Origin of the sequence: Pantoea sp. USHLN256 (assembly GCF_037149875.1) — a bacterium.
Classification (GTDB): domain Bacteria; phylum Pseudomonadota; class Gammaproteobacteria; order Enterobacterales; family Enterobacteriaceae; genus Pantoea; species Pantoea nemavictus.
On the sequence record NZ_JBBCQO010000003.1, the window covers coordinates 438,576 to 462,051 of the forward strand.

Consider the following 23,476-nt stretch of genomic DNA (forward strand, 5'->3'; position numbering starts at 1 on the left):
TTGGGAGCTTTATGAAACAGCCTGATCCTCTTTCCCCCGCGCAACTCGCGCAATCTTTACAATTGCTACGTCAACAAGCGCCGCTGGTGCACTGCATGACCAACGACGTGGTGCAAACCTTCACTGCCAACGTGCTGCTGGCGCTGCATGCCTCACCCGCGATGGTGATTGATGCGCAAGAAGCGGCGCAATTCGCTGGCTTTGCCGATGCGTTATTGATTAACGTCGGTACGTTAACGCGCGATCGTCGTGATGCGATGTTAGCGGCGGTGCAGGCAGCGCAAAAAGCGGGCACGCCATGGACGCTGGATCCGGTCGCGGTAGGCGCCTTATCGCTGCGCACCGAATTTTGTCAGCAGCTACTTGGTCTGCATCCGGCGGCGATTCGAGGTAACGCTTCAGAAATTCTCGCCCTGGCTAATCAGGCAACGGGCGGGCGCGGCGTAGATAGCCTGCATCAGGCTGATGCCGCGCTGAATGCTGCCCAACAGCTGGCGCAGAATTATGACACTGTGGTTGCGGTAACCGGCGAAGTCGATTACGTCACCGATGGCAGACAAACGCTGGCGATCCCCGGCGGCAGCCCGCTGATGACGCGGGTGGTCGGTACCGGTTGCGCGCTGTCGGCGGTGGTGGCGGCCTTTAGCTGCTTGCCTGGCGATCGCCTGCAGCATGTCGCTGCCGCCTGTCGTGTGATGTCGCTAGCCGGTGAAATGACGGCGCGCAATGTCGAAGGACCGGGCAGTTTTGTCGCTGCTTTCCTTGATGCGCTCTGGACGCTGGAGGTAGCAGTATGAAACGCATCAATGCTTTGACCATTGCCGGCACCGATCCAAGCGGTGGCGCAGGTATTCAGGCCGACCTCAAAGCCTTCTCCGCACTGGGCGCCTATGGCACCAGCGTTATTACTGCGCTGGTGGCGCAGAACACCTGCGGTGTGCAGTCGGTGTATCGCATCGAACCCGATTTCGTCGGCGCCCAACTTGATTCGGTGTTGGATGACGTGCGCATCGACGCGGCTAAGATCGGCATGCTGTCAGAAACGGCGATTGTAGAAGTGGTAGCCGCAAGGCTGAAACGCGCCAGCCTGCCGTTTGTGGTGCTGGATACGGTGATGATTGCGAAGAGCGGCGATGCGTTGCTGTCGCCGGATGCGGTGGCTAGCGTACGCGAACTGCTGCTGCCGCAGGTGTCGCTGATCACCCCGAACCTACCTGAAGCCGCAGCGCTATTAGGACGTGCCATGGCGCAGGATGAAAAAACCATGTTGCAGCAGGGTGATGCGTTGCTCGATCTTGGCTGCGAAGCGGTGCTGATGAAGGGCGGACATCTCAGCGATGCTGAGAGTCCGGATTGGCTGATCACCCGCGCTGGCCGGCAGCGCTTTAGTGCGCCACGCGTGAATACACGGCACACACACGGCACCGGTTGCTCGCTGTCTGCGGCGCTAGCGGCGCTGCGTCCGCGTCATGATGATTGGGCGACAACGGTGGCCGAAGCTAAAGCCTGGCTGCAGCAGGCGCTGCTGCACGCCGATTCGCTGGAAGTGGGTAAAGGCATTGGGCCGGTGCACCATTTTCATCAATGGTGGTAGGGCGTAACGCCAGATTGCCGCTTTTGCACTGCGTATCCGTCTGAAAAATGGAGTCAGCAATTTGCCAGCCTGGTGTATTGCGGTCCAGGCTGTTGGGGGCGAATCGGCATTTGCCGGTTCCAATCCAGCCATTTATCAGGAGCGAACATGACGGACATCGTACAGTTATTGGGCAAAGAGGCGGACAGCCTTCTTCAACATCGCTGCATGACCATTCCAGCGGATAGCCTCTATTTACCAGGCGCGGATTATGTTGATCGCGTAATGATCGACAACAATCGTTCTCCCACCGTATTACGCAACATGCAAACGCTATACAACACCGGACGTTTAGCCGGCACCGGCTATTTGTCGATTTTACCGGTCGATCAGGGCGTTGAGCACTCGGCGGGCGCATCCTTTGCTGCTAATCCCGCGTATTTCGATCCAAAAAACATCGTAGAGTTGGCGATTGAAGCTGGCTGCAACTGCGTGGCATCGACTTACGGCGTATTGGCCTCTGTGTCACGGCGTTATGCGCACCGCATTCCCTTTATGGTGAAGTTGAACCATAACGAAACCCTGAGCTATCCCACCCAATATGATCAGACCCTGTATGCCAGCGTTGAACAGGCCTTCAATCTGGGCGCAGTAGCAGTTGGCGCGACCATCTATTTTGGCTCTGAGCAATCGCGTCGTCAGATTGAAGAGATCTCTGCGGCGTTTGAGCGCGCACACGAGCTGGGTATGGTGACGGTGCTGTGGGCTTATCTGCGTAACGATGCCTTCAAAAAAGAGGGCGTTGATTATCATGCCAGTGCCGATTTAACTGGCCAGGCCAATCATCTGGCGGCAACGATTGGTGCGGATATTGTTAAGCAGAAGATGGCTGAGAACAATGGCGGTTACAACGCGGTGAAGTTTGGTCACACCGATGAACGTGTTTATAGCAAGCTGACCAGCGAAAACCCGATTGATTTGGTCCGTTACCAGTTGGCAAACTGCTATATGGGACGTGCAGGGTTGATTAACTCCGGCGGTGCTTCGGCGGGTGAGACGGATATCGCGGAGTCTGTACGAACCGCAGTGATCAATAAACGTGCGGGCGGCATGGGGCTGATTCTGGGTCGCAAGGCGTTTAAGAAGTCGCTGAAAGAGGGCGTGCAGCTGATTAATGCGGTGCAGGATGTGTATTTGTCGAAGGATGTCACCATAGCTTGATGGTGTTGGCTGTCCCCCTCCTCGGTCCTCCCCCATAAATGGAGGAGGAAGACGCTGCCATATGTTAGTTGGGGTGTTGCATGTGGCAGCGTCTCCTTCCCCCGCTCGCGGGGGAAGGCCGGGATGGGGGACAGCGATAACCCTACTTAAGGCGCCTCAAACCACTCACTATTGCGCTCGGCAATGGGCGTAATGGTTAAAATCATCTCCTGCAGATGGCGGCGCATTGCGCTTTCAGCACCGTCAACATCATGCGCTTTCAACGAATTAAAGATATCTTCATGCTGCTGAATCAATCTTTCTGGCGGCGACACTTCGCTCAACGTCAGGAAGCGCACGCGGTCCATGGTGGCTTTGATGTTCTCCACCGTTTCCCACGCCAGCAGGCAATTAATCCCCTCGGCAATCAGGCGATGAAACTCATCATCCAGCATTAAAAATGCCTGGCTGTCATGACGTTCAGCCGCTAAACGCTGCAGCTGCAAGTTATGCTCCAGCGCCATCAATCCTGTCGCCCCCATTTCCTGCGCGGCGCGGCGTACCACGGCAATCTCGACCGCTTCACGAATAAAGCGACCATCGGCCACACGCTGGGCGGAGATCTTGCGTACGAAGGTGCCGCGCTGCGGCAAAACCTGCACCAATCCGGCCTCAGCCAGCTTAATAAAGGCCTCGCGCACCGGCTGACGCGACACGTTAAAGCGCGCCGACACTTCCTTCTCCGACAGCAGCGAGCCCGGATGAATAACGCAGGTCACAATATCTTTACGCAGATAGCGATAGATCTGCTGATTTACCGGTTCGCTGGTGGTTATGGTATAGGCAGTCGACATGCAGCAATATCCGTATTACGGCTGGCGTGCGCCAGCCCGTTGAGAAAGGGTAAGTCTAATCAGCACACTGCGTCTGCGCTACACATTTGTTTAGCCACTTAGCCTTGTGTAACGAGGCTGTGAACCGTGGCACGCGCGCCCTGTTGCACCAGTTGTTGATACAGTTCGGTCAGGCGGGTGACAAACGCCGTTTGCTGCAGCAGATCGTCGCCGAACACCGCTTTCAGGCCGAGTAACGCCTTTACGCGGGCTGCGCCTTCCTCACTGGTAGCGACGATATCCGCCAGCTGATCTTTTAACGGATCGCGAATCTCAATCGCTTCTCCTTGCTCATTCACGCCGCCGACGTACCGCATCCAACCGGCCACGCCCAGCAACACGAAATCGCAGGAAGTGCCGTTGCGCAGATGCCAGCGCACGCTATCCAGCAAGCGCTGCGGTAGCTTTTGCGTGCCGTCAGTCGCAATTTGATAGGTGCGATGTTTGATGGCGCGATTCTCGTAGCGCGCAATCAGTGAATCGGCATATGCCGCGAGATCGACGCCTTGAGTACGCAGCGTCGGCGCCTGATCCTGCAGCATCAATGCGCGTGCCGCCTGACGATAGCTGGCATCGGCCATGCAATCACTAATGTGCTCATAGCCGGCGAGGAAGCCGAGATAGGCGAGGAACGAGTGGCTGCCATTCAGCATGCGCAGCTTCATCTCTTCGAACGGCAGCACGTCGCTCACCAACTCCGCGCCGGCGTTTTCCCATGCCGGGCGTCCGTTGACGAAGTTATCTTCAATCACCCACTGGAAGAACGGCTCGGCTTCTACCGCCACCGGATCGCGGCTGCTCAGGCGTTCAGCCAGCGAGTCAAACGCCGCATCGGTCATCGCCGGCACGATGCGATCGACCATGGTCGAAGGGAAGGTGATGTGCGTCTGGATGTAGTCTGCCAGCGCAGGGCTGTGGCACTCAGCCAGTTGGGTAATCACGTTGCGCGTGACGTGGCCGTTTTCCGGCATGTTGTCGCACGACATCACGCTAAACGGCGGCAGATTACGTTCACGACGGCGGATAATCGCCGCCAGAATCAGCCCCGGTAACGAACGTGGTGCTGCTGGATTGGCGAGGTCATGCACGATATCCGGATGATCGGGATTAAGCTTGCCGCTCGACGGCATGTAGCAGTAGCCTTTCTCGGTGACCGTCATTGAGACTATCGCCACATCCGGCTGACTCATCGCTTCAATGACCGCCTCAATGCCGTCGCCTTTGCCGTGCAGGGCTTGCGTCACCACGCCAATCACGCGCGTATGTAAACTCTCATCGGCCATTTCGGTCAGCGTGTAGAGCAGATCCTGTTGACGCAGCGCCTGAATCAGCGTGCCGCTGTTGAGATTCACCTCGCAGTAGCCCCAGTCGCTGCCCTGCGCGGCCAGCTTATCGGTCGCCAGCGCCTGATGCGCGCGATGAAAAGCACCAAAGCCAATGTGCACCATGCGGGTTTTGAGTTGCGTGCGATCGTAAGCCGGACGTTGAACATCAGCGGGGAGGCGATCAAGCTCTAACATAGTCATTCCTTTTAGCAAATGGGGCGCTTAGCGCCCCATGAGAATTACACAGAAACCGGTTTGTTGTTGGCCTTAGGTTCACGAATCACCAGCAGTACCAGCAGCGCGCCGACGCCAGCAACCGCACCGGCAAGGATGAACGCACTGTCAAACTTACCGGAGTGCTGCACGATGAAACCGGTGACGACGGGGCCGATAACGCCAGACAGGCTACCAATCAGATGGATAAAGCCGCTGATGCTACCCACACGGCTTTTATGCACTACGTCCTGCACTATCGCCCAGTAAATCGCGCCGGTGATGTAGAGGAAGAAGATGGAGATCGACATCATGATCACCGCCGAGTTGACCTCTTTTATCGTACCTGCCAGCGCCACGCAAATCGCCGCTGCCGTCAGTGAAACCACCAGCACAATTTTGCGTGAAAGCAGCAGCTTACCGGTGATATTGAAAATTTTATCGGAGATCCAGCCGCCCAGCGCCAGGCCAACGAAGCCGACAATCCACGGGATCATGGTGGTGATGCTCATCGCTTTGATATCGAGGCCATGCGCCTGCACCAGATACGCCGGGAACCAGCTGAGGAAGAAGAACAGGATGTAGTTGTAGCAGAAGAAGGCGAAGGCGGTGACCAGAATGATCGGCTGGCGCAGATAGAAGCCCAGACCGTGCGCGTTGCCGCTCGGATCGATCACGTCGGCCGGTTCTTCGGCTTTCAGTTTTTCCACTAACGCGCGCTCTTCGGCGGAGACGCGTTTGCTTTTCGCTGGGTTATCTGACGCAAAGAAGAACCACAGCGCCAGCCAGACGAAGCCAATTGCGGCGATCACCACAAACGCTGGACGCCAGCCGAATGAGAGCGCCAGATAGCCGACAATCGGCCCGGCGACAGCACCGCCCAGCGGCGAACCTGAGCTCAGTAAGCCCATCGCCGTGGCGGCCTGTTTTTTCGGGAACCAGCCGTTGATGGCTTTGTTCGCCGAGGCGGAAATCGGGCCTTCTGCCATGCCAAACAGCACGCGCAGAATCATCATTGACCAGAAGCCGGTCGCCATGGCGGTCAGGCCACAGAACAGCGACCACATGCCGACAGCGGTACCGAGCACGATAGTCGGGCCAAATCTATCGGTCGCTAAACCGCCGATAAAGTTGAACAGGGCGTAACCGAAGAAGAAGCTGCCGAAAATCATGCCGAACTGTTCGGCGTTGATCATCAGGTCTTTTTCCACCAAAGGGACAGTCAAAGAGAGGGCGATACGATCAAGATAGTTGATCATAAACACCAGGAACAACAGCAGTACGAGGGTCCAGCGCAGGTTCTTAAACATAGAAACTCCGTCATCGTCATTTTTTTATAGTAATAATGCCGGCGGGTAAGTGACCGGCATGGGGACACCTGGTGTGTGGGTTAACTTAACCCATTTGTAGGATCACTTTGCAGCAGGTGCGGGGATCTTTTTCGAACAGCGTCATCGCTTGCTCCACCTCCGCCAGCGGGAAATAGTGCGTCACCAGTTTCTCTGGCTGGATCTGCCCCTGTTCCATCCACTCAATCACCTGCGGGAAGCGATTGCTGTTGAGACGTGAGGTGAACAGCGACAGCTCTTTGCTGGTGAGACTCTGCTGCGTGATGCTGCACGGTTCGCCGGAGAAACCCAGCAGGCCAATGCGCGCCGCTGGCGAGGCGAGGGCGGCGGCTTCAGCCAGAATGGCAGGGTGGCAGGCGGCATCAATAATCAGCGTGGGTTGTACACCTTCCAGTTGCGCGGCTAAGGGAATCTCGCTGTTATTGAATACGCGATCGGCTCCGTTCTCCTGCGCCAGCGCCAAACGTTCTGGCAGGCGATCCACCACTAGCACCTGCTCGACGCCGTACACACCTTTCAGCACCTGAATGGCGGTAAGCCCCATCGGGCCGGCACCGTAAATCAGCGCCACATCGTTTGGCTGTGGTTTGAGAAAGGCGGTGATGTTGGCCGCGATGGTGAAGGGTTCAACCATGCTGGCAAGCTTGTCAGGAATACTATTTGGCAGGCGGAAGGCATTTTTCGCCGGCGCCACGGCATATTCGCTAAAGCCGCCGTCGCGGTGCACGCCGATCACCTGCAACTCTTTGCAGACGTTGGGGCGACCAATTGAGCAGGGATAGCAGTGACCGCAGCTGACTACCGGATCAACCGCCACGCGCTCACCGATGCGGCTGGCGGCGACGTCATCACCGACCGCATCAATCAGGCCGAAAAATTCATGACCAATCACGCGCGGATATTTAGCGAAAGGATTGTGACCGTGCCAGATATGCACATCGGAACCGCAGATGCTGGCAAACTGCACCTTCACGCGGACTTCACCTGCAGCGGGCTGCGGCAGCGGACGCTCCGCCAATACCAATTCACCCGGTTGTTCAATCACCACACTTTTCATCATCTACTCCTTGCCTGCTGCCTTCTTGATAAGCTGAGCAGGCTTTAGCGGGAATGCAATGATGAAAAAATACGCGCACTAATACTACCATACAAGTCGGCGTTGCAGAGTTGTGAAGAGAATCACAGAGCGTGAATCATGGAGGGATGATTGCAGAAGGTAAGTTGTTCCAGCGCTCAGGAACTATTTTGGAGGGTTGCCATTTATAACAACCGAGATATCAGGTCACCATCAATGGCGACCCTACAAAAGACAAAACCCGCTCAGGTTTCCCTGAGCGGGTTTTTAAATTTGGCTCCTCTGACTGGACTCGAACCAGTGACATACGGATTAACAGTCCGCCGTTCTACCGACTGAACTACAGAGGAATCGTTTGAACGGGGCGCATATTAACGAGCGGGCTTCGGCTTGTCAAAACTCTTTTTCACAATTCTTACTGACTGCTGAATAAAGCGTCAATTACCTGCTGTGCATGAGTTTCAAGTCGCTAAACCAGCGGCTCTACAGCCAATTTCGTGATGAAGATCACCAACTCTATGCAAAATTACATTCTGATTTGTCGTTTTTGTCAGATACCTCGCATGTATGATCACAGATATTTCATTTCGCCGTTGTCGCGCTGAAAAGCGAAACATATATTCCAGATCACTCGTTACCCGAATGCAGGAATAGTCATGAACAAAGTCAGAATCGGTATGATCGGCAGTGGATATATTGGTCGTTGTCACGCAATTGCTTACGCTCAGGCACCCACGGTTTTTGCCCTGAAAGGTGAAATCGTGCGTGAAATGCTGGCGGAAGTGAATCCTGAGCTGGCGGCAAAACAGGCAGCCACCTTTGGCTTTACGCGATCCACCGGCGACTGGCGTGAGCTGGTGCGTGATCCTAACATCGACGTGGTTGATATCTGCGCGCCCAACTTCCTGCACAAAGAGATGGCGTTAGAAGCGATTCGCAACGGCAAGCATGTCTACTCTGAGAAGCCGCTGTCGCTGTCGGTAGCGGATGCCGAAGAGATGGTGCAAGCCGCGCAGCAGGCCGGCGTGAAAACGTTGGTCGGCTTCAATTACATGAAAAACCCTACCAGTCAGCTGGCGCGTGAGATCATCGCTCGGGGCGAGATCGGCGACGTGGTGCATTTTTATGGCACGCACAACGAAGATTATCTGGCGCGTCCGGAAACCCCGCTCGACTGGCACTGCCAGAAAGCGCTGGCGGGATTAGGCGCGCTGGGCGACCTGGCCGCGCACATTGTGAATATGGCGCATTATCTGGTCGGCGATATTGAAGAAGTCAGCGGCGATATGATGACGGTGATTAAGGAGCGTCCGGATCCGAAGGAGACTTCGCGCCTGCTGCCGGTAGAAAACGAAGATCAGGCTAGCGCCTTGCTGCGTTTTAAAAATGGCGCGCACGGCGTGTTTGAAACCTCGCGCATCGCCTGCGGCAGCAAAATGGGTCTGACTTATGTGGTGACCGGCACCAAAGGCACGCTGCGCTATACCCAGGAACGCATGGCCGAGCTGGAGCTGTATATCCATGATGAACCGGCAGGGCGCCAGGGTTTCAAAACCATTTTGACCGGTCCGGCGCATCCGGATTACGCCAATTTCTGCGTATCAGCCGGGCACGGCATCGGCTTCAACGATCAGAAAACCGTTGAGATCCGCGATTTGATTAACGGCATCGCTGCTGGAGATCGTATGTGGCCGGACTTCGCCGAAGGTTTGCAGGTGCAGAAAGTATTGGAAGCGGTGGCGGTTTCCGCACTGGAACGTCGCTGGATGAAGGTGTAGAAAACCAGCCGGTGCACATCGTTCAATGTGCACCCTACAGGCGTTCCAGCGATGATAATTCAGGACCAGGCATTGATGCTGCAGCGCGGGTGTTGAGGCGACATCCCAGCCCGCTGAGCGAGTGAGGGATTCCAGGGCGAGCCGCAGGGATGCGGCGAGAGGCGGCGCTGAGCAGGAGCGAATCGCCGCCGGTCCGTCAGGAATCGTGAGGGAGTGAAGGCACCGCGAAGCGGCGGGATGGGCTGGCGCAGGGCCCGGGAGTGAAGAGGGCGTGGCCAGACGCCCTCTTCTCGGTCGCCGCACGGCATAGCTGAAACTGCCCCAGCCGAGGGCGAACGAAAGTTGCTCAGTGCTTAACTGATCGGCATTACGCCATTTATGGCGACCTGAAAGCCAATCAGGCAAGCAATGGGCACTGCGGCGGCAAACGACAGCTCAGCGCGCCAGGCATCACTTCAATTTCGAATGCACTTCCCGTCAGCGGTTCACCATCCAGATTAAACGTCATCTCATGTGGTGAGCGAATAGTCAGCGACTGCAGCTGCGCCGTGACGATATTGGGGTTTTCATCATCGCGCGTCAGCGAATGGAATAGGGTTGGCAGCAGCTCTTGCGCGGTGACAATGCTGAGATTGAGCTGGCCGTCATTGATCAGCGCATCCGGGCAGAGCTTTTGCCCGCCGCCGGCCTGACGTCCGTTACCAATGCCAATCACTAACGCATCACCTTGCCAGTTAAAACCGGGTCCGCTGATTTCGCAGCTGTCAGGCTTCAGGGCATCAACCCGCATCAGACCATGAATAAAGTACGAAACGCCGCCCAGCGCAGATTTCAACTTTTCGGGCGTTTCGGTGGTGATGCGCGTACCAAAACCGCCGGTCGCCATGTTGATAAAGTAGCGATCGCCGTTCACGCAGGCTAAATCAATTGGGCTGGCTTTGCCCACCAGCGCCAGACGCAGCGCCGGTTCCATACCTTCTGGAATGCCCACGCTGGTGGCGAAATCATTGGCGGTGCCAAGCGGTAAAATGCCCAGCGCTGGACGCTGCTGTTCCGGCAGTCCCGCGAGCGCGGTGGCGATCTCATTAATGGTGCCATCGCCGCCGCCGGCCACCACGGTTTCTGCCTGCAAAGCCACCGCTTCCTGCACATAGCGATCGCCGTCGCCCTTTTCCCAGGTGACGCGCACCGCCAGATTAAAGCCTTCATCGCGCAGCGTATTCACCGCAGCACGCAAATCTTCATTACCTGCGCCTTTCCCGTTGAGGATCAGCAGCGTCAGCGGTTTGTTTTGCATTATCAGTTCCTTGATGCGAGATACACAGCACAGGTTATAGCATAGCTGGGGAGTGAAATTTATCGGCGGGCGCTGAAAAAAAGAAAACCCGCACGGGGGAGCCGGGCGGGTGAATGAGGTGGTTCCTGGTACTACCTGCTTTTATTGTTACTCGTTAGCAGCAGGCGCGATTTTAAAGCGAGGCGAAGCGATGGTCTGTGATCCTAATCTAACTTCGCCATTTTCTTTTCTTTATGTGCGATTTTTCCCGTGCGGATCGTAAGTGCTGTTGCCATCAGTAAAGTTACGCAGCAGCAGTGCAAAGGCCAGATTGACCGCTTGCGGTACCGGGATCCACACGCGATGCCCATCGCCTGGCGCAACCTCTACCGCCGATCCTTTATCATTCTGCATGGTTTCAAGCGTACAGTTGAGGTTGCCTTCCGGCGTCATGATCTCCACCGCATCACCCAGCATAAACTTGTTCTTCACCGCAATTTGCGCCCAGTCGCCGCGGCGTTCACCGGTGAATTCTCCGACAAACTGCTGGCGCTCGGAGATGGAGAAACCTTGCTCATAGTTTTGATAGCTGTCGTGCGTATGACGGCGCAGGAAACCTTCGGTGTAACCGCGGTGCGCCAGTCCTTCCAGCGTCTCCAGCAGTGCCGGATCAAACGGTTTACCCGCAGCGGCATCATCAATGGCGCGGCGATAAACCTGGGCGGTGCGCGCGCAGTAGTAGAAAGATTTAGTACGGCCTTCAATTTTCAGCGAGTGCACACCCATTTGGCTGAGGCGCTCAACGTGCGCCACCGCGCGCAGATCTTTAGAGTTCATGATGTAGGTGCCGTGTTCGTCTTCGAACGCACTCATCACTTCGCCCGGTTTCATCTTCTCTTCCAGCAGGAACACGCGGTCGGTGGTAGTGCCCACGCCCAGCGTAGGCTCCTGCACCTTAACTGGCTCATGGAAGCCGACGATGTTGCCAATCTCATCCTGTTTACCTTCTTCCACTTTATATTCCCAGCGGCAAGCATTGGTGCAGGTGCCTTGGTTGGGATCGCGTTTGTTAAGGTAGCCCGAGAGCAGGCAGCGGCCGGAATAGGCCATGCACAGCGCACCGTGAACGAAGATCTCAATCTCCATTTCCGGCACCTGCTGGCGAATTTCAGCGATCTCATCCAGCGACAGCTCGCGCGACAGAATCACCCGCGTCAGCCCCATTTGCTGCCAGAATTTCACCGTCGCCCAGTTAACCGCGTTGGCCTGAACCGACAAGTGAATGGGCATATCCGGGAAGGCTTCGCGCACCAGCATGATCAGGCCAGGATCGGACATAATCAGCGCGTCCGGCTGCATGGCGACGACCGGCGTCAGGTCGCGAATAAAGGTTTTTAGTTTGGCGTTGTGTGGGGCGATATTGACTACCACGTAGAATTTCTTTCCGAGCTGATGGGCTTCATTGATGCCTTTCGCCAGAATCTCGTGGGTGAATTCGTTGTTGCGTACGCGCAGGCTGTAGCGTGGTTGTCCGGCATATACCGCATCGGCGCCGTAGGCAAAGGCATAACGCATATTCTTCAGCGAGCCCGCTGGAGAAAGCAGTTCAGGTTTTAACATGGATTTTCTCACTGATGTCAGGTCAGCATGCCATGGTGGATGGCAGGTGCAGTGGCCGCGTTACACGGCCCTGCAAAAGGTGGGGAATTGTAGGCAGGCCCGCACCCGATGTAAATTGACCTGGATCAATGTAAGCCGCTGCTCGCTAGAGCAAACGGCAGACGTCCGCTTCCCAGCGATATCCCATGCCGTATACCGCGCGAATAAACGGTTGCTCGGCATCGAGGCTTTCCAGCTTGCGGCGCAAATTTTTGATGTGGCTATCAATGGTGCGGTCGGTCACCACACGGTAATCGTCGTAGAGATGGTTCAGCAGCTGCTCGCGCGAGAAGACTTTGCCCGGCTCCAGCGCCAGGGTTTTTAGCAGACGAAACTCAGCGGGCGTCAGCTCCAGCTGCTGTTCGCGCCAGCTGGCCTGGAAACGGCTTTCATCAATCTGCAGATGCGATTCCTGCTGGGCTTCTTCCGGCGAACGTTTAACGCGACGCAAAATGGTTTTGACGCGCGCCACCACTTCGCGCGGGCTGAACGGCTTACAGATATAGTCATCAGCACCGATTTCCAGCCCCAGCAAGCGATCGATCTCTTCGGTGCGTGCGGTGACCATAATTATCGGCAGCTCGGAGAAGCGGCGGATTTCGCGGCACAGCGTCAAGCCGTCGCGGCCGGGCAGCATCAAATCCAGCAGCATCAGGTCCGGCGGCGTTTGCTGCACGTAGTTCAGTACTGCGTTACCGTCGGCAATGTGGTGCGTGCGATAGTTGGACGCCTGCAGATAATCAATCATCAGCTGCGCCAGTTTCGGTTCATCTTCTACAACAAGAATCAGTGGATCGCTATTTTCCGGGCTCATAAGTGACGTCTAGTGAGGAACATACGGCAAGTTTAGCGTGATTTGCAGCCCACCTAAATCAGAGTGATCCGCACTGATGCTGCCGTTATGCGCTTCGGCAATGTTTTTACAAATCGCCAGCCCAAGCCCAGAGCCGCCGCTGGCACGATTACGTGAGCTTTCGGCGCGGAAAAAACGTTCGAATAATTGTGCCTGATGCAGCGGATCGACACCCGGCGCGCTATCGGCAAATTTGAGCTGCCAGTTTTCGCCGGCCTGTTGCAAGGTCAGCTGCACTTCGCCACCCGCATCGGTATAGCGCAGGCTGTTCTCCAGCAGGTTAGTAAACAGCTGCATCAGGCGATCGGGGTCGCCAAAGCTCTGCGCCTGCGCAGGTAGCGCCAGCTTGAGAGCCAGATTGCGGCTGCGATAACGTTCACCAAAACTGCCCGCCACCACTTCCAGCAAACTGACCAGGTCGACCGGCTGTTTGCGATAGGCGAGGGCGCCCGCGTCGGAAAGCGATAGCTGATGCAGATCGTCCACCAGCTTGGTCAGCAGCGACACTTCGCTTTGCAGGGAGCTGATGGCTTCCGGCGTCAGTTTGCGCACGCCATCCTGCATCGCTTCCAGCTCACCGCGCAGGATCGCCAGCGGCGTGCGCAATTCGTGGGAGATGTCGGCCATAAAGGCGCGGCGGTTACTCTCGTTTTTCTCCAGCGAACTTGCGAGCAGGTTGAAGTCGCGTCCCAGCTGGCCGAGTTCATCACTGCTGCCCACTTCCACGCGGGTCGCGAAATTACCCGCCGCCAGATGGTGCGTGCCATCTACCAGGCGTTTTACCGGCGCCAGCAGGCCGCGCGCCAGCAGCCAGGTGACCAGCGCCGCGAGTAAACCGGTGAGCGCGACAATCATCCAGCTGGTGCGCCGCTGTTGCTGGTCGAAGTTGATATCGGTGCTGCGCGTCAGGCGTTCCGCCGGTGAGGCAATCACCCAGCCGACAATTTTGCCATTGCTGGTTGTGATATTGCGGCGGGTACCTTCTGGTGGCACCGGCTGGCGCGGACCGGACAGCACTTTATATTGCTGGTCGATAATCCAGAACTGCGTGCGCCAGCCGTGCGGAGGCAGTTGGTTAACGCTGCCAGGATTCTGTTCCAGCGAGCGCAGAATGGAGAAAATCAGCCGGTCGTTATTGCGCAGAAAATCCCAGTTGCCGTGCTGCTCATACTGATCGGCCAGCGCATCGCTTAATAGCGTAAGGCGCTGCTCGTTGCCTTTTTTGATGTAATCGACGAAGCCATGCTCAAAGCTAAGCCGCACGCCCCAGTGCATGGTGATGATGACCAGCATGCAGGTAGAGAAAATCGCCGCAAACAGCTTGGCACCAATGCCCCATTTTATCGGCCGCTTCATCCTTTGCTCCTGCCTCTAAGATCAACGTTTTTACTCACATCTTTAGGTACCCGCCAAAACACCAACGCCGGCAGCACAATCACCAGCGCCATGCACAGATAGGTGTAAATGAAGGTCTGATGCGCGGCTGCGCTGTCGGTGATCACGCCGTGGCCGAAGGCGCCTAACAGCAAGCCGGCCACGGTGACGCCGATACTCATCGACAGCTGCATAATCATGGAGAGCAAACTGTTGCCGCTCGAGGCCAGATCGTCCGGCAGCTCTTTTAACGTCAGGGTATTCATGGATGAGAAACGGATGGCGTTCACCATGCCTTGCAGCAGTAGCACCACCGGCAGCAGCCAGATCCAGCCAAGCAGCGCCACCAGCGGGAACAGCAGCACCACCAGCGCCAACGCAATGGTTGCCCCGACCAGCGCATGGCGATAGCCGAAAATATTAACCAGACGTACCACCACGCGTTTGGTGCCCATGTTGCCGAGCACCATCGGAATCATCATTAAACCGGCGTGGAACGGGCTGTAGCCGAGGCCGACCTGCAGGAAGATCGGTGTCATAAAGGGCAGCATGCCGCTGCCGATACGCCCGGTAAAACTGCCGAGCAGACCAATCGAATAGATGCGGTTGTCGAACAATTTGAGGCTGAACAGCGCATTTTCGTTGTTGCGACCGTGCATCAGATAGAACAGCAGCGAAAACACCCCAACCAAAATCAGTAAGCCGAGCAACAGCGGCGAACCGCCAGAGCTGCGTTGGCCATCAAGCGCCAGCGTCAGCGTCGCCATCCCTACCGCCAGCAGCGCGAAGCCCAGGAAGTCGAAGCGGCGCGTCTGCATGGTGTAATTGGGCATCAGCGTCAGCGTAGCGATCGCGCCGATAATACCGACCGGAATGTTAATCAGGAAGATCCAGTGCCAGCTGGCGTACTGCACCAAAATTCCGCCGAGCGCCGGGCCGAGCAGCGGACCAATTTGCCCTGGCGTGGTGACGAAGGTCATCGCCGACATATATTGCTCGCGCGGCACGATTTTCATCACCGTTAAACGGCCAACGGGCACCATCATCGCGCCACCAATGCCTTGTACCACACGCGCCATGATCAGCTCATCAAGTGTTGAGGAGAAGGCGCACAGCAGCGAACCGATGCTGAACAGTACGATGGCGCAGAAGAAGATATTGCGCACGCCAAAACGATCTGCCAGCCAGCCGCTGATCGGTAGCGTTATCGCCACGGTAAGCACGTACGAGACGATTACCGAATGCATATTCAGCGGACTGACGTTGAGATCGCGCGCCATTGACGGAATCGCGGTGTTAACGATGGTGGTGTCCAGCGCCTGCATAAAGAAGCCAAACGCGACGATCCACAGCTGCCAGCGCACAGTGGCGTTTTTGGTGTCCACTTAATCTCCTCTGTTATACGGTCACCCTAAATGGCGACCCTACAAATGTGGGGTGCGTAGGGGCGCCATTCATGGCGACTTCCCTTACCCCCTCACCAACACCTTGTTTTTCCTGCGCCGCAGCTTATCCATCATCAAATACACCACCGGCGTGGTGTAGAGCGTCAGCAACTGGCTCATCACCAGGCCGCCAGCGATGGTGATACCGAGCGGCTGTCGCAGCTCCGCGCCGTCACCGCTGGTGAGCACCAGCGGCAATGCACCAAACAGGGCGGCGAGAGTGGTCATCAAAATCGGACGGAAACGTAGCTGGCACGCCTGGAAAATTGCGTCACGCGCCGATAGATTGCCGTTGCGCTCGGCATCGAGCGCAAAGTCGACCATCATGATGGCGTTTTTCTTCACAATGCCGATTAGCAGCAAAATCCCGATCAGCGCAATCAGGCTGAACGGCGTGTTGAATAGCTCCAGCGCCAGCAGCGCGCCAACGCCTGCGGAGGGCAGGGTGGAGAGAATGGTCAGCGGATGGACGTAGCTCTCATACAGAATGCCCAGCACGATATACACCGCCGCAATCGCCGCCAGCATCAGATAGAGCTGATTGGATTGCGATTGCTGGAACACCTGCGCGGTACCGGCAAAACTGCCGCGCACGCTGGCTGGCACGCCAAGCGCCGTGATCGTACGATCAATCGCTTCCGAGGCCTGCGATAGCGACACACCTTCCGGCAGGTTGAACGAAATGGTGGACGCTGCCGACAAGCCTTCGTGATTCACCGACAGCGGCGCATTGGCCGGTTGCCACTGAGCAAACCAGCTGAGCGGAATCGCTTTGCCGTCACTGTTAATCACAAACATCTGATCGAGCGAGCTGATGTCCTGGGTGTAGCGTGGATCCACTTCCATCACCACTTTGTACTGGTTAAGCGGTTGGTAGATGGTAGAAATCTGGCGCTGTCCAAAGGCGTTATTCAGCAGGGCATTAGCGGCAGAAACATCAATGCCGAGTCGCGCCATGCTTTCACGATCGTAGGTCAGATTCATTTCGCTGCCGTTGTCCTGCTGATCGGAGTTAACGTCCGCCAGTTCCGGCAGGGCGGCAAACGCCTGACGAATCTTCGGCTCCCATTCACGTAAATCATTCAGGTTATCCGACAGCAAACTGTACTGGTAGCTGGCGTTGGATTCACGTCCGCCAATACGAATGTCCTGCACCGCGTTGAGATAGAGATTGGCGCCCGGCTCTTTCGCCAGCTTAACGCGCAGCCGGGCAATCACTTCCTGCGCACTTTCGCTGCGTTCGGACAGTGGCTTGAGCGAGACGAACATCGAGCCGCTGTTGGTGCGCGAACCGCCGGTAAAGCCGGTGACGTTATCCACCGCCGGATCGGCCTTAATAATGTTCATGAAATCCTGCAGCTTGCCGCGCATCGCCTGGAACGAAATGCTCTGGTCCGCCGAAATAAATCCTTGTAAGCGGCCGGTATCTTGCTCAGGCATAAAGGTTTTCGGGATCGAAATAAACAGCCAGACGGTGAGCGCCACGGTGCCGAGCAGTAGCATCAACACCCAAATGGCGTGATTCAGCACCCAGCCGAGCGAGCGCGCGTAACCGTTTTGCACTTTCATCAACAGTTTGCCGAAACCGCGCGTGCGCGGCTGGCTACGCTTGACCTGTGGTTTAAGCAGGTAGGCGCACATCATCGGTGTCAGCGTGACCGAGATAAACAGCGAGATGAGAATCGCCACCGACAGCGTAATGGCAAACTCCGAGAAGAAGCGGCCAATAATGCCGCCAATCATCAGCAGCGGCAGGAACACCGCAATCAGCGACAGGCTCATCGACAGCACGGTGAAACCCACTTCGCGCACGCCGGTTAGCGCCGCCTGTAACGGCTTCATGCCCGCTTCAACGTGGCGCGCAATATTCTCCAACACCACAATTGCATCATCGACGACAAAACCGGTGGCGATGGTTAACGCCATCAGCGACAGGTTATTCAGGCTGAACCCGCACAGATACATGGCGGCGAAGGTGCCAATCAGCGACACTGGCACGGCAGCGGCGGGGATCAGCGTGGCGCGCCAGTCGCGCAGGAAGGCAAACACCACCAGAATCACCAGCGCCACGGCGATGATCAGCGACTGCTCCACTTCATGCAGCGAAGCGCGAATGGTGGGCGAGCGATCCTGAGCAATTTGCAGGTCGATAGCGGCGGGAATCACGTCATGCAGTTCCGGCAATTCGCTACGAATGCGATCGACGGTATCAATGATGTTGGCTTCCGGCGCTTTGCGCACCACCAGCAGCACCGCCGCTTTACCGTTGGTCATACCGGCGTTGCGCACGTCCTGCACCGAATCCTGTACGTTAGCGACATCGCTGAGCCGCACCGCCGCACCGTTGTTGTAGTGCACCACCAGCGGCTGATACTCGCTGGCAGTTTGTAATTCACCGTTGGTGCGCAGCTGCCAGCGTTGCTGCACATCATCAATGGCGCCCTGTGGACGGCGCTGGTTGGCATTGCTGATGGCGGTGCGCACCGCATCCAGCGAGACGCCCTGATTAAACAGCGCCTGCGGATTGAGTTCCACGCGCACCGCGGGCAGCGAACTGCCGCCGACCGTTACATCGCCCACGCCTTCAATCTGCGACAGCTTCTGCGCCAGCTGCGTTGAGGCGTAATCATACAGTTGACCGGGATTATAGATGTCTGATGTTAGCGTCAGAATCATGATCGGCGCATCGGACGGGTTGGCTTTGCGATAGCTGGGGCGGCTGGGCATGCCGGTCGGCAACAGGCTTTGTGCCGCGTTAATCGCCGCCTGTACATCGCGTGCCGCGCCGTTGATATCACGATCGAAATCGAACACCAGAATGATGCGCGTGCTGCCCAGCGAGCTGGTGGAGGTCATTTCGCTGACGCCGGCAATGCGCCCGAGTGAACGCTCCAGCGGCGTCGCCACCGAGGCCGCCATGGTTTCCGGGGATGCGCCAGGCAACGATGCAGAGACCAAAATTACCGGGAAATCCAGCTGCGGCAGCGGCGCCACCGGCAGCAGGCGGAAGCCAAGAATACCGGCCAGCGCAATCGCCAGCGTCAGCAACGTCGTGGCGACCGGGCGATGGATAAACAGCGCGAAAAACTTCACGGCTGCGCCTCCGAGCGCTTAAAGCGACGGCGCGTGGCATGGGCGAGACGATCGAACAGCAGATAGATCACCGGCGTGGTGAATAGCGTCAAAACCTGGCTCACCACCAAACCGCCGACCATCGCAATACCTAATGGACGGCGCAGTTCCGCGCCGACGCCGGTACTCAGCATCAGCGGCAGCGCACCGAGCAGCGCCGCCAATGTGGTCATCAGGATGGGACGGAAACGCAGCAAGCACGCCTGATAAATCGCCTCGCGCGGCGGCATGCCTTGCTCACGTTCCGCCGCCAGCGCGAAGTCGATCATCATGATGGCGTTTTTCTTCACGATACCAATCAGCAAGATAATGCCAATGATGGCGATGATATCCAGCTCGTTGCCGCTCAGCATCAGCGCCAGCAGCGCGCCGACACCCGCAGTCGGCAAGGTTGAGAGAATGGTGATGGGATGGATAAAGCTTTCATACAGCACGCCAAGCACGATATACATCGCCACCACTGCAGCAACAATCAGCCACACGGTGCTGGACAACGCGGCTTCAAAGGCCAGCGTGCTGCCCTGGAACTGCGTCATCATTTCCGCTGGCATACCGACCTGATCTTCCGCCGCGCTCACCGCTTTCACCGCATCGCCCAGCGAAAAGCCGTCTGCGACGTCAAACGAGAAGGTCGCCGACGGGAATTGGTCGAGGTGGTTGATGCTGAGCGCCGCGTGGCGCTCCTCAATCTGGGCGATGGCGCTCAGCGGCACACTGCCGCCGTCGCTGCTGGTCAGGCGAATGCCTTCAAGGCTCGCCAGCCCCGGCGTGGCATCGTTGTTCTGCTCCAGCACCACGCGATACTGGTTAGCCTGTGTGTAAATGGTGGAGATCAATCGCTGGCCAAAGGCGTTATACAGCGCGTTATCGACGTCGGCCATGCTGATGCCCAACCGACTGGCGCTGTCGCGATCGACGCGCACAAAGGCTTCCAGCCCTTGATCCTGCCAGTCACTGCTTACGTCGCGCAGCTGCGGCAGCGTGTTGAGCTGTTCCAGCAGTTTCGGCACCCACAAACTCAGCGACTCCAGCGAGCCCGATTGCAGGGTGAACTGGTACGGTGTGCGGCTTGCCTGGGTATCAATGGTTAGATCCTGCACCGGTTGCAGCCACAGTGAGATGCCCGGCACTTTGGCCAACGCCTGTTGCAGGCGCTGTTGCACGGCCGGGATACGATCGTCGCGCTCATTTAACGGCTTGAGGTTGATCTGCAGGCGGGCGCTGTTGAGTGCGGCGTTGGTGCCATCGACGCCCACAAACGACGTCATGCTCTGTACCGCCGGATCTTTCATGATGATCGAGGCGACATCGCGCGTGCGCTCAGACATGTTGGCGTAAGAAACTGACTGCGGTGCCTGCAGGGTGCCCTGAATAATGCTGTTATCCTGCTGCGGGAAGAAGCCTTTCGGAATGACAATCCACAGCAATACGGTGATGAGCAAGGTGCCGAGCGCCACTGACAGCGTGATCCACGGATGCAGCAGCACGCGCGTTAAACCGCGACCATAATGGGCAATAATGCGATCAAACATCGCTTCGCTAGCGCGTGAGAAGCGGTTCTGCTTGCGCAGCGATTCAGCGCTCAACATGCGCGCGCACATCATTGGCGTCAGCGTCAGCGATACCACGGCGGAGATCAAAATCGCCACCGCTAGCGTCACAGCGAATTCGCGGAACAGGCGACCAATCACATCGCCCATAAACAGCAGCGGGATCAACACCGCAATCAGCGAGAAGGTGAGGGAGATAATGGTGAAACCAATCTCGCCTGCGCCTTTCAGCGCCGCCGTTAGCGGCTTTTCGCCTTTTTCGATATAGCGCGAGATGTTCTCAATTACCACGATGGCGTCATCGACGACAAAACCGGTGGCGATGGTCAGCGCCATCAGCGTCAGATTGTTAATCGAGAAGCCGAGAAAATACATCGCGGCAAAGGTGCCGACCAGCGACAGCGGTACGGCGACCGCAGGAATAATGGTCGCTGGCACGTTACGCAGGAACAGATAGATGATCATCACCACCAAACCCATCGCCAGCATCAGTTCGTGCTGCGTATCACTGACGGAGGCGCGGATGTTGGTGGTGCGGTCGGTAAGCAGTTTCACATCCACCGATTTCGGCAGCGTGGCGGTAAGTCCAGGCAACATGGCGCGGATATTGTCGGCGGTGGCGATAATGTTGGCGCCGGGCTGGCGCTGCACGTTCAGTACAATCGCCGGCTGGCGGTTAGCCCAGGCGCCGAGCCAGCTGTTCTCGGCTCCTTGCTCAATGGTGGCGACATCGCCCAGCCGCACCGGCGCGCCATTGTTATAGCTGATGATCAGCTGGCGATACTCTTCCGCTGAGGTCATCTGGTCGTTGGCCGACAGCGTAATCGAGCGCGTTGGGCCGTCGAGACTGCCTTTCGCCGAGTTGACGTTGCCATTGGTGATGGCGGTACGCACCGATTCGCTGGTCAAGCCGAGTGCTGCCAGCGCCTGCGTGTTCATCTTCACGCGCACCGCCGGACGTTGTCCACCCGACAGCGTGACTAAACCGACGCCAGAGACCTGCGAAATTTTCTGCGCCACGCGGGTTTCTACCATGTCCTGCACCTGCGTGAGCGGCATGCTGGTGGTGGTGACGGCCAGCGTCATGATCGGCGGATCGGCTGGGTTTACTTTGCTATAAACCGGCGGATTAGGCAGATCGCTGGGCAGCAGATTGGTGGCAGAGTTGATTGCCGCCTGCACTTCCTGTTCGGCGACGTCCAATGGCAGCGTCAGCTGGAACTGCAACGTCACGACCGACGCGCCGCCTGAACTCTGCGACGCCATCTGTTTCAGGCCGGACATCTGGCCAAACTGGCGTTCCAGCGGCGCGGTGATTGACGACGTGACGACATCCGGGCTGGCGCCGGGATAGAGCGTCACCACTTGAATCGTCGGGTAATCCACTTCCGGCAGCGCGGAGACCGGCAGAAAACGGTAGCCGAGCACGCCCGCCAACAGAATGGCGATCATTAATAGCGTGGTGGCGACCGGGCGCAGAATAAACTGGCGTGATGGGCCGCCGCTTGAGTCTGGAGGCATCACCTGCATTATTGACGCTCTCCACGAGCTGGCTGTGCAGCGCGGGTGCTGTGTGTGGCGGCACTTTGCGGGGCGACAATCTCTACCGTTGCACCTTCGGTCAGGCGATCCAGGCCGTCGGTGACCACACGATCGCCGGCTTCAAGACCCGCGCTGATCACCACTTTCTGGCTATCCTGTAATACGGCGGTGACGCGTTTTTTGCTCACTTTGTTGTCGCTGTTCACCACCCAGACGAAATGACCATCGTTGCTCATCTGCAGCGCGGCGGTCGGAATCACCACCGCATCCTGCAGGGTATCCACTTTCAAACGCGCATTAACAAATTGGTTCGGGAACAGCGTGTCATCTTGATTGTTAAAGCGTGCTTTGAGCTTGATGGTGCCGGTGGTGGCATCAATCTGGTTATCCAGACTCAATAATGCACCGGTGGTCAGTAAGGTTTTATTGCTGCGATCCCAGGCTTCGACAATCAGCGGCTGTCCGCTTTTCTGCGCCTTGAGGATTTGGCTGATGTTATTTTCCGCCACGCTGAACACCACATCGATCGGATGCGTTTCGGTGATGACCACCAAACCGGTGGTATCGCCGGAGGTGATGTAGTTGCCCACATCAACCTGCTTCAAGCCGACGCGGCCGCCAATCGGCGCAGTGATGCGGCTGTAGGTAAGATTGAGTTGGGCACTGGCAACGTTACCTTCATCGGCTTTAAGCGTACCGAGCGTCTCGCTCACCAGCGAGCGTTGCGTATCCAGTTCCTGCTGCGATACCAGCGAGGTTTTCGCCAGTTTTTCATAGCGGCTGAGATCGCGGCGCGCATTGGCGAGCGTGGCCTGGTCTTTTGCCAGCTGGCCCTGCGCCTGGGTTAACGCGACCTGATAGGGACGCGGATCGATCTCCGCCAGCAGCGCGCCGGCGGCCACCTGCTGTCCCTCCTGGAAGTGCAGCGCCATCAGTTGCCCATCCACGCGACTGCGCACCGTAACGGTGTTAGCGGCGGTTACGGTACCGAGGCCGCTGAGATAATAGGGTACGCTTTGTGTGCTGGCTGTCGCAGCCTGCACTGGCGCTAATGGACGACGCGCCGCGCCAGCGCCTGCGCCGCGTCCACGCTGCTGCTGACCTTCGGCCTGCGGCTGTTTGGTCGGTTCCGCTGGATGCTGCCACCAGTAATATCCCCCTGCCAGTACGGCAATGACGGCTACGGCCAGCAAGCTTGTTTTTAGTCGACGGTTAATCAAGGTGTGTGCTCTCCAGCGT

Annotated in this window: 16 protein-coding genes and 1 tRNA gene; 4 read left to right on the forward strand and 13 right to left on the reverse strand. The window is 57.3% G+C overall.

All coding sequences use genetic code 11. The features are described from left to right. Positions 1 to 11: 11 nt before the first annotated feature. The 3 genes from thiM to fbaB all read left to right on the forward strand — a co-directional run bounded on the left by thiM (position 12) and on the right by fbaB (position 2,794). On the forward strand, positions 12 to 797 hold the full coding sequence (thiM, locus tag WFL93_RS11280; protein ID WP_336778129.1) for a hydroxyethylthiazole kinase: 786 nt from the start codon (positions 12 to 14) through the stop codon (positions 795 to 797). Beyond that, entirely contained in the window at positions 794 to 1,594 is an 801-nt protein-coding gene (gene thiD, locus WFL93_RS11285; RefSeq protein WP_336778130.1) for a bifunctional hydroxymethylpyrimidine kinase/phosphomethylpyrimidine kinase, read from the forward strand. Before thiM ends, thiD begins: the two co-directional genes overlap by 4 nt. Positions 1,595 to 1,741: 147 nt before the next feature. Then, on the forward strand, positions 1,742 to 2,794 hold the full coding sequence (gene fbaB / locus WFL93_RS11290; RefSeq protein WP_007889531.1) for a class I fructose-bisphosphate aldolase: 1,053 nt from the start codon (positions 1,742 to 1,744) through the stop codon (positions 2,792 to 2,794). Positions 2,795 to 2,940: 146 nt separating this feature from the next. On the opposite strand, the gene WFL93_RS11295 is transcribed toward fbaB, so the two are convergent. The 5 genes from WFL93_RS11295 to WFL93_RS11315 form a co-directional block, all read right to left on the reverse strand. Then, complete coding sequence (locus tag WFL93_RS11295; protein WP_336778131.1) at positions 2,941 to 3,627, reverse strand: GntR family transcriptional regulator; 687 nt, start codon at positions 3,625 to 3,627, stop codon at positions 2,941 to 2,943. Positions 3,628 to 3,725: 98 nt separating this feature from the next. Continuing rightward, positions 3,726 to 5,186, reverse strand: coding sequence for a mannitol dehydrogenase family protein (locus tag WFL93_RS11300; protein WP_336778132.1), 1,461 nt, complete (start codon positions 5,184 to 5,186; stop codon positions 3,726 to 3,728). A gap of 44 nt (positions 5,187 to 5,230) precedes the next feature. After that, the gene (locus WFL93_RS11305; protein ID WP_180822154.1) at positions 5,231 to 6,514 is read right to left on the reverse strand and encodes an MFS transporter; all 1,284 of its coding nucleotides are present in this window, start codon (positions 6,512 to 6,514) and stop codon (positions 5,231 to 5,233) included. Positions 6,515 to 6,599: 85 nt separating this feature from the next. After that, positions 6,600 to 7,610 (reverse strand): Zn-dependent oxidoreductase, encoded by a 1,011-nt coding sequence (locus WFL93_RS11310; RefSeq protein ID WP_180822153.1) that lies wholly within the window; start codon positions 7,608 to 7,610, stop codon positions 6,600 to 6,602. A gap of 292 nt (positions 7,611 to 7,902) precedes the next feature. Further along, a tRNA-Asn gene (locus tag WFL93_RS11315) sits at positions 7,903 to 7,978 on the reverse strand. Between the two features lie 306 nt (positions 7,979 to 8,284). Here WFL93_RS11315 and WFL93_RS11320 point away from each other — a divergent pair. After that, a complete protein-coding gene (locus tag WFL93_RS11320; protein WP_336778133.1) occupies positions 8,285 to 9,406 on the forward strand; it encodes a Gfo/Idh/MocA family protein in 1,122 nt (373 codons plus the stop codon). Between the two features lie 397 nt (positions 9,407 to 9,803). Here the strand turns inward: WFL93_RS11320 and yegS are convergent, their stop codons facing one another. The 8 genes from yegS to WFL93_RS11360 all read right to left on the reverse strand — a co-directional run bounded on the left by yegS (position 9,804) and on the right by WFL93_RS11360 (position 23,454). Continuing rightward, positions 9,804 to 10,703 (reverse strand): lipid kinase YegS, encoded by a 900-nt coding sequence (yegS, locus tag WFL93_RS11325; RefSeq protein WP_007888981.1) that lies wholly within the window; start codon positions 10,701 to 10,703, stop codon positions 9,804 to 9,806. A gap of 231 nt (positions 10,704 to 10,934) precedes the next feature. After that, positions 10,935 to 12,302 (reverse strand): prephenate-dependent tRNA uridine(34) hydroxylase TrhP, encoded by a 1,368-nt coding sequence (gene trhP, locus WFL93_RS11330; protein WP_336778134.1) that lies wholly within the window; start codon positions 12,300 to 12,302, stop codon positions 10,935 to 10,937. A gap of 145 nt (positions 12,303 to 12,447) precedes the next feature. Next, a complete protein-coding gene (baeR, locus tag WFL93_RS11335; protein WP_007888978.1) occupies positions 12,448 to 13,155 on the reverse strand; it encodes a two-component system response regulator BaeR in 708 nt (235 codons plus the stop codon). Positions 13,156 to 13,164: 9 nt separating this feature from the next. Beyond that, positions 13,165 to 14,550, reverse strand: a complete 1,386-nt coding sequence (gene baeS, locus WFL93_RS11340) for a two-component system sensor histidine kinase BaeS (RefSeq protein WP_007888977.1) — start codon at positions 14,548 to 14,550, stop codon at positions 13,165 to 13,167. Next, positions 14,547 to 15,953, reverse strand: coding sequence for a multidrug transporter subunit MdtD (gene mdtD, locus WFL93_RS11345; protein ID WP_049852449.1), 1,407 nt, complete (start codon positions 15,951 to 15,953; stop codon positions 14,547 to 14,549). Before mdtD ends, baeS begins: the two co-directional genes overlap by 4 nt. Before the next feature lie 84 nt (positions 15,954 to 16,037). After that, positions 16,038 to 19,106, reverse strand: coding sequence for a multidrug efflux RND transporter permease subunit MdtC (mdtC, locus tag WFL93_RS11350; protein WP_336778135.1), 3,069 nt, complete (start codon positions 19,104 to 19,106; stop codon positions 16,038 to 16,040). Continuing rightward, entirely contained in the window at positions 19,103 to 22,225 is a 3,123-nt protein-coding gene (locus WFL93_RS11355; RefSeq protein ID WP_336778136.1) for an MdtB/MuxB family multidrug efflux RND transporter permease subunit, read from the reverse strand. The genes mdtC and WFL93_RS11355 overlap by 4 nt, the downstream gene beginning before the upstream one ends. Further along, the gene (locus WFL93_RS11360; RefSeq protein WP_336778179.1) at positions 22,225 to 23,454 is read right to left on the reverse strand and encodes an MdtA/MuxA family multidrug efflux RND transporter periplasmic adaptor subunit; all 1,230 of its coding nucleotides are present in this window, start codon (positions 23,452 to 23,454) and stop codon (positions 22,225 to 22,227) included. Before WFL93_RS11360 ends, WFL93_RS11355 begins: the two co-directional genes overlap by 1 nt. Positions 23,455 to 23,476 lie beyond the last annotated feature (22 nt).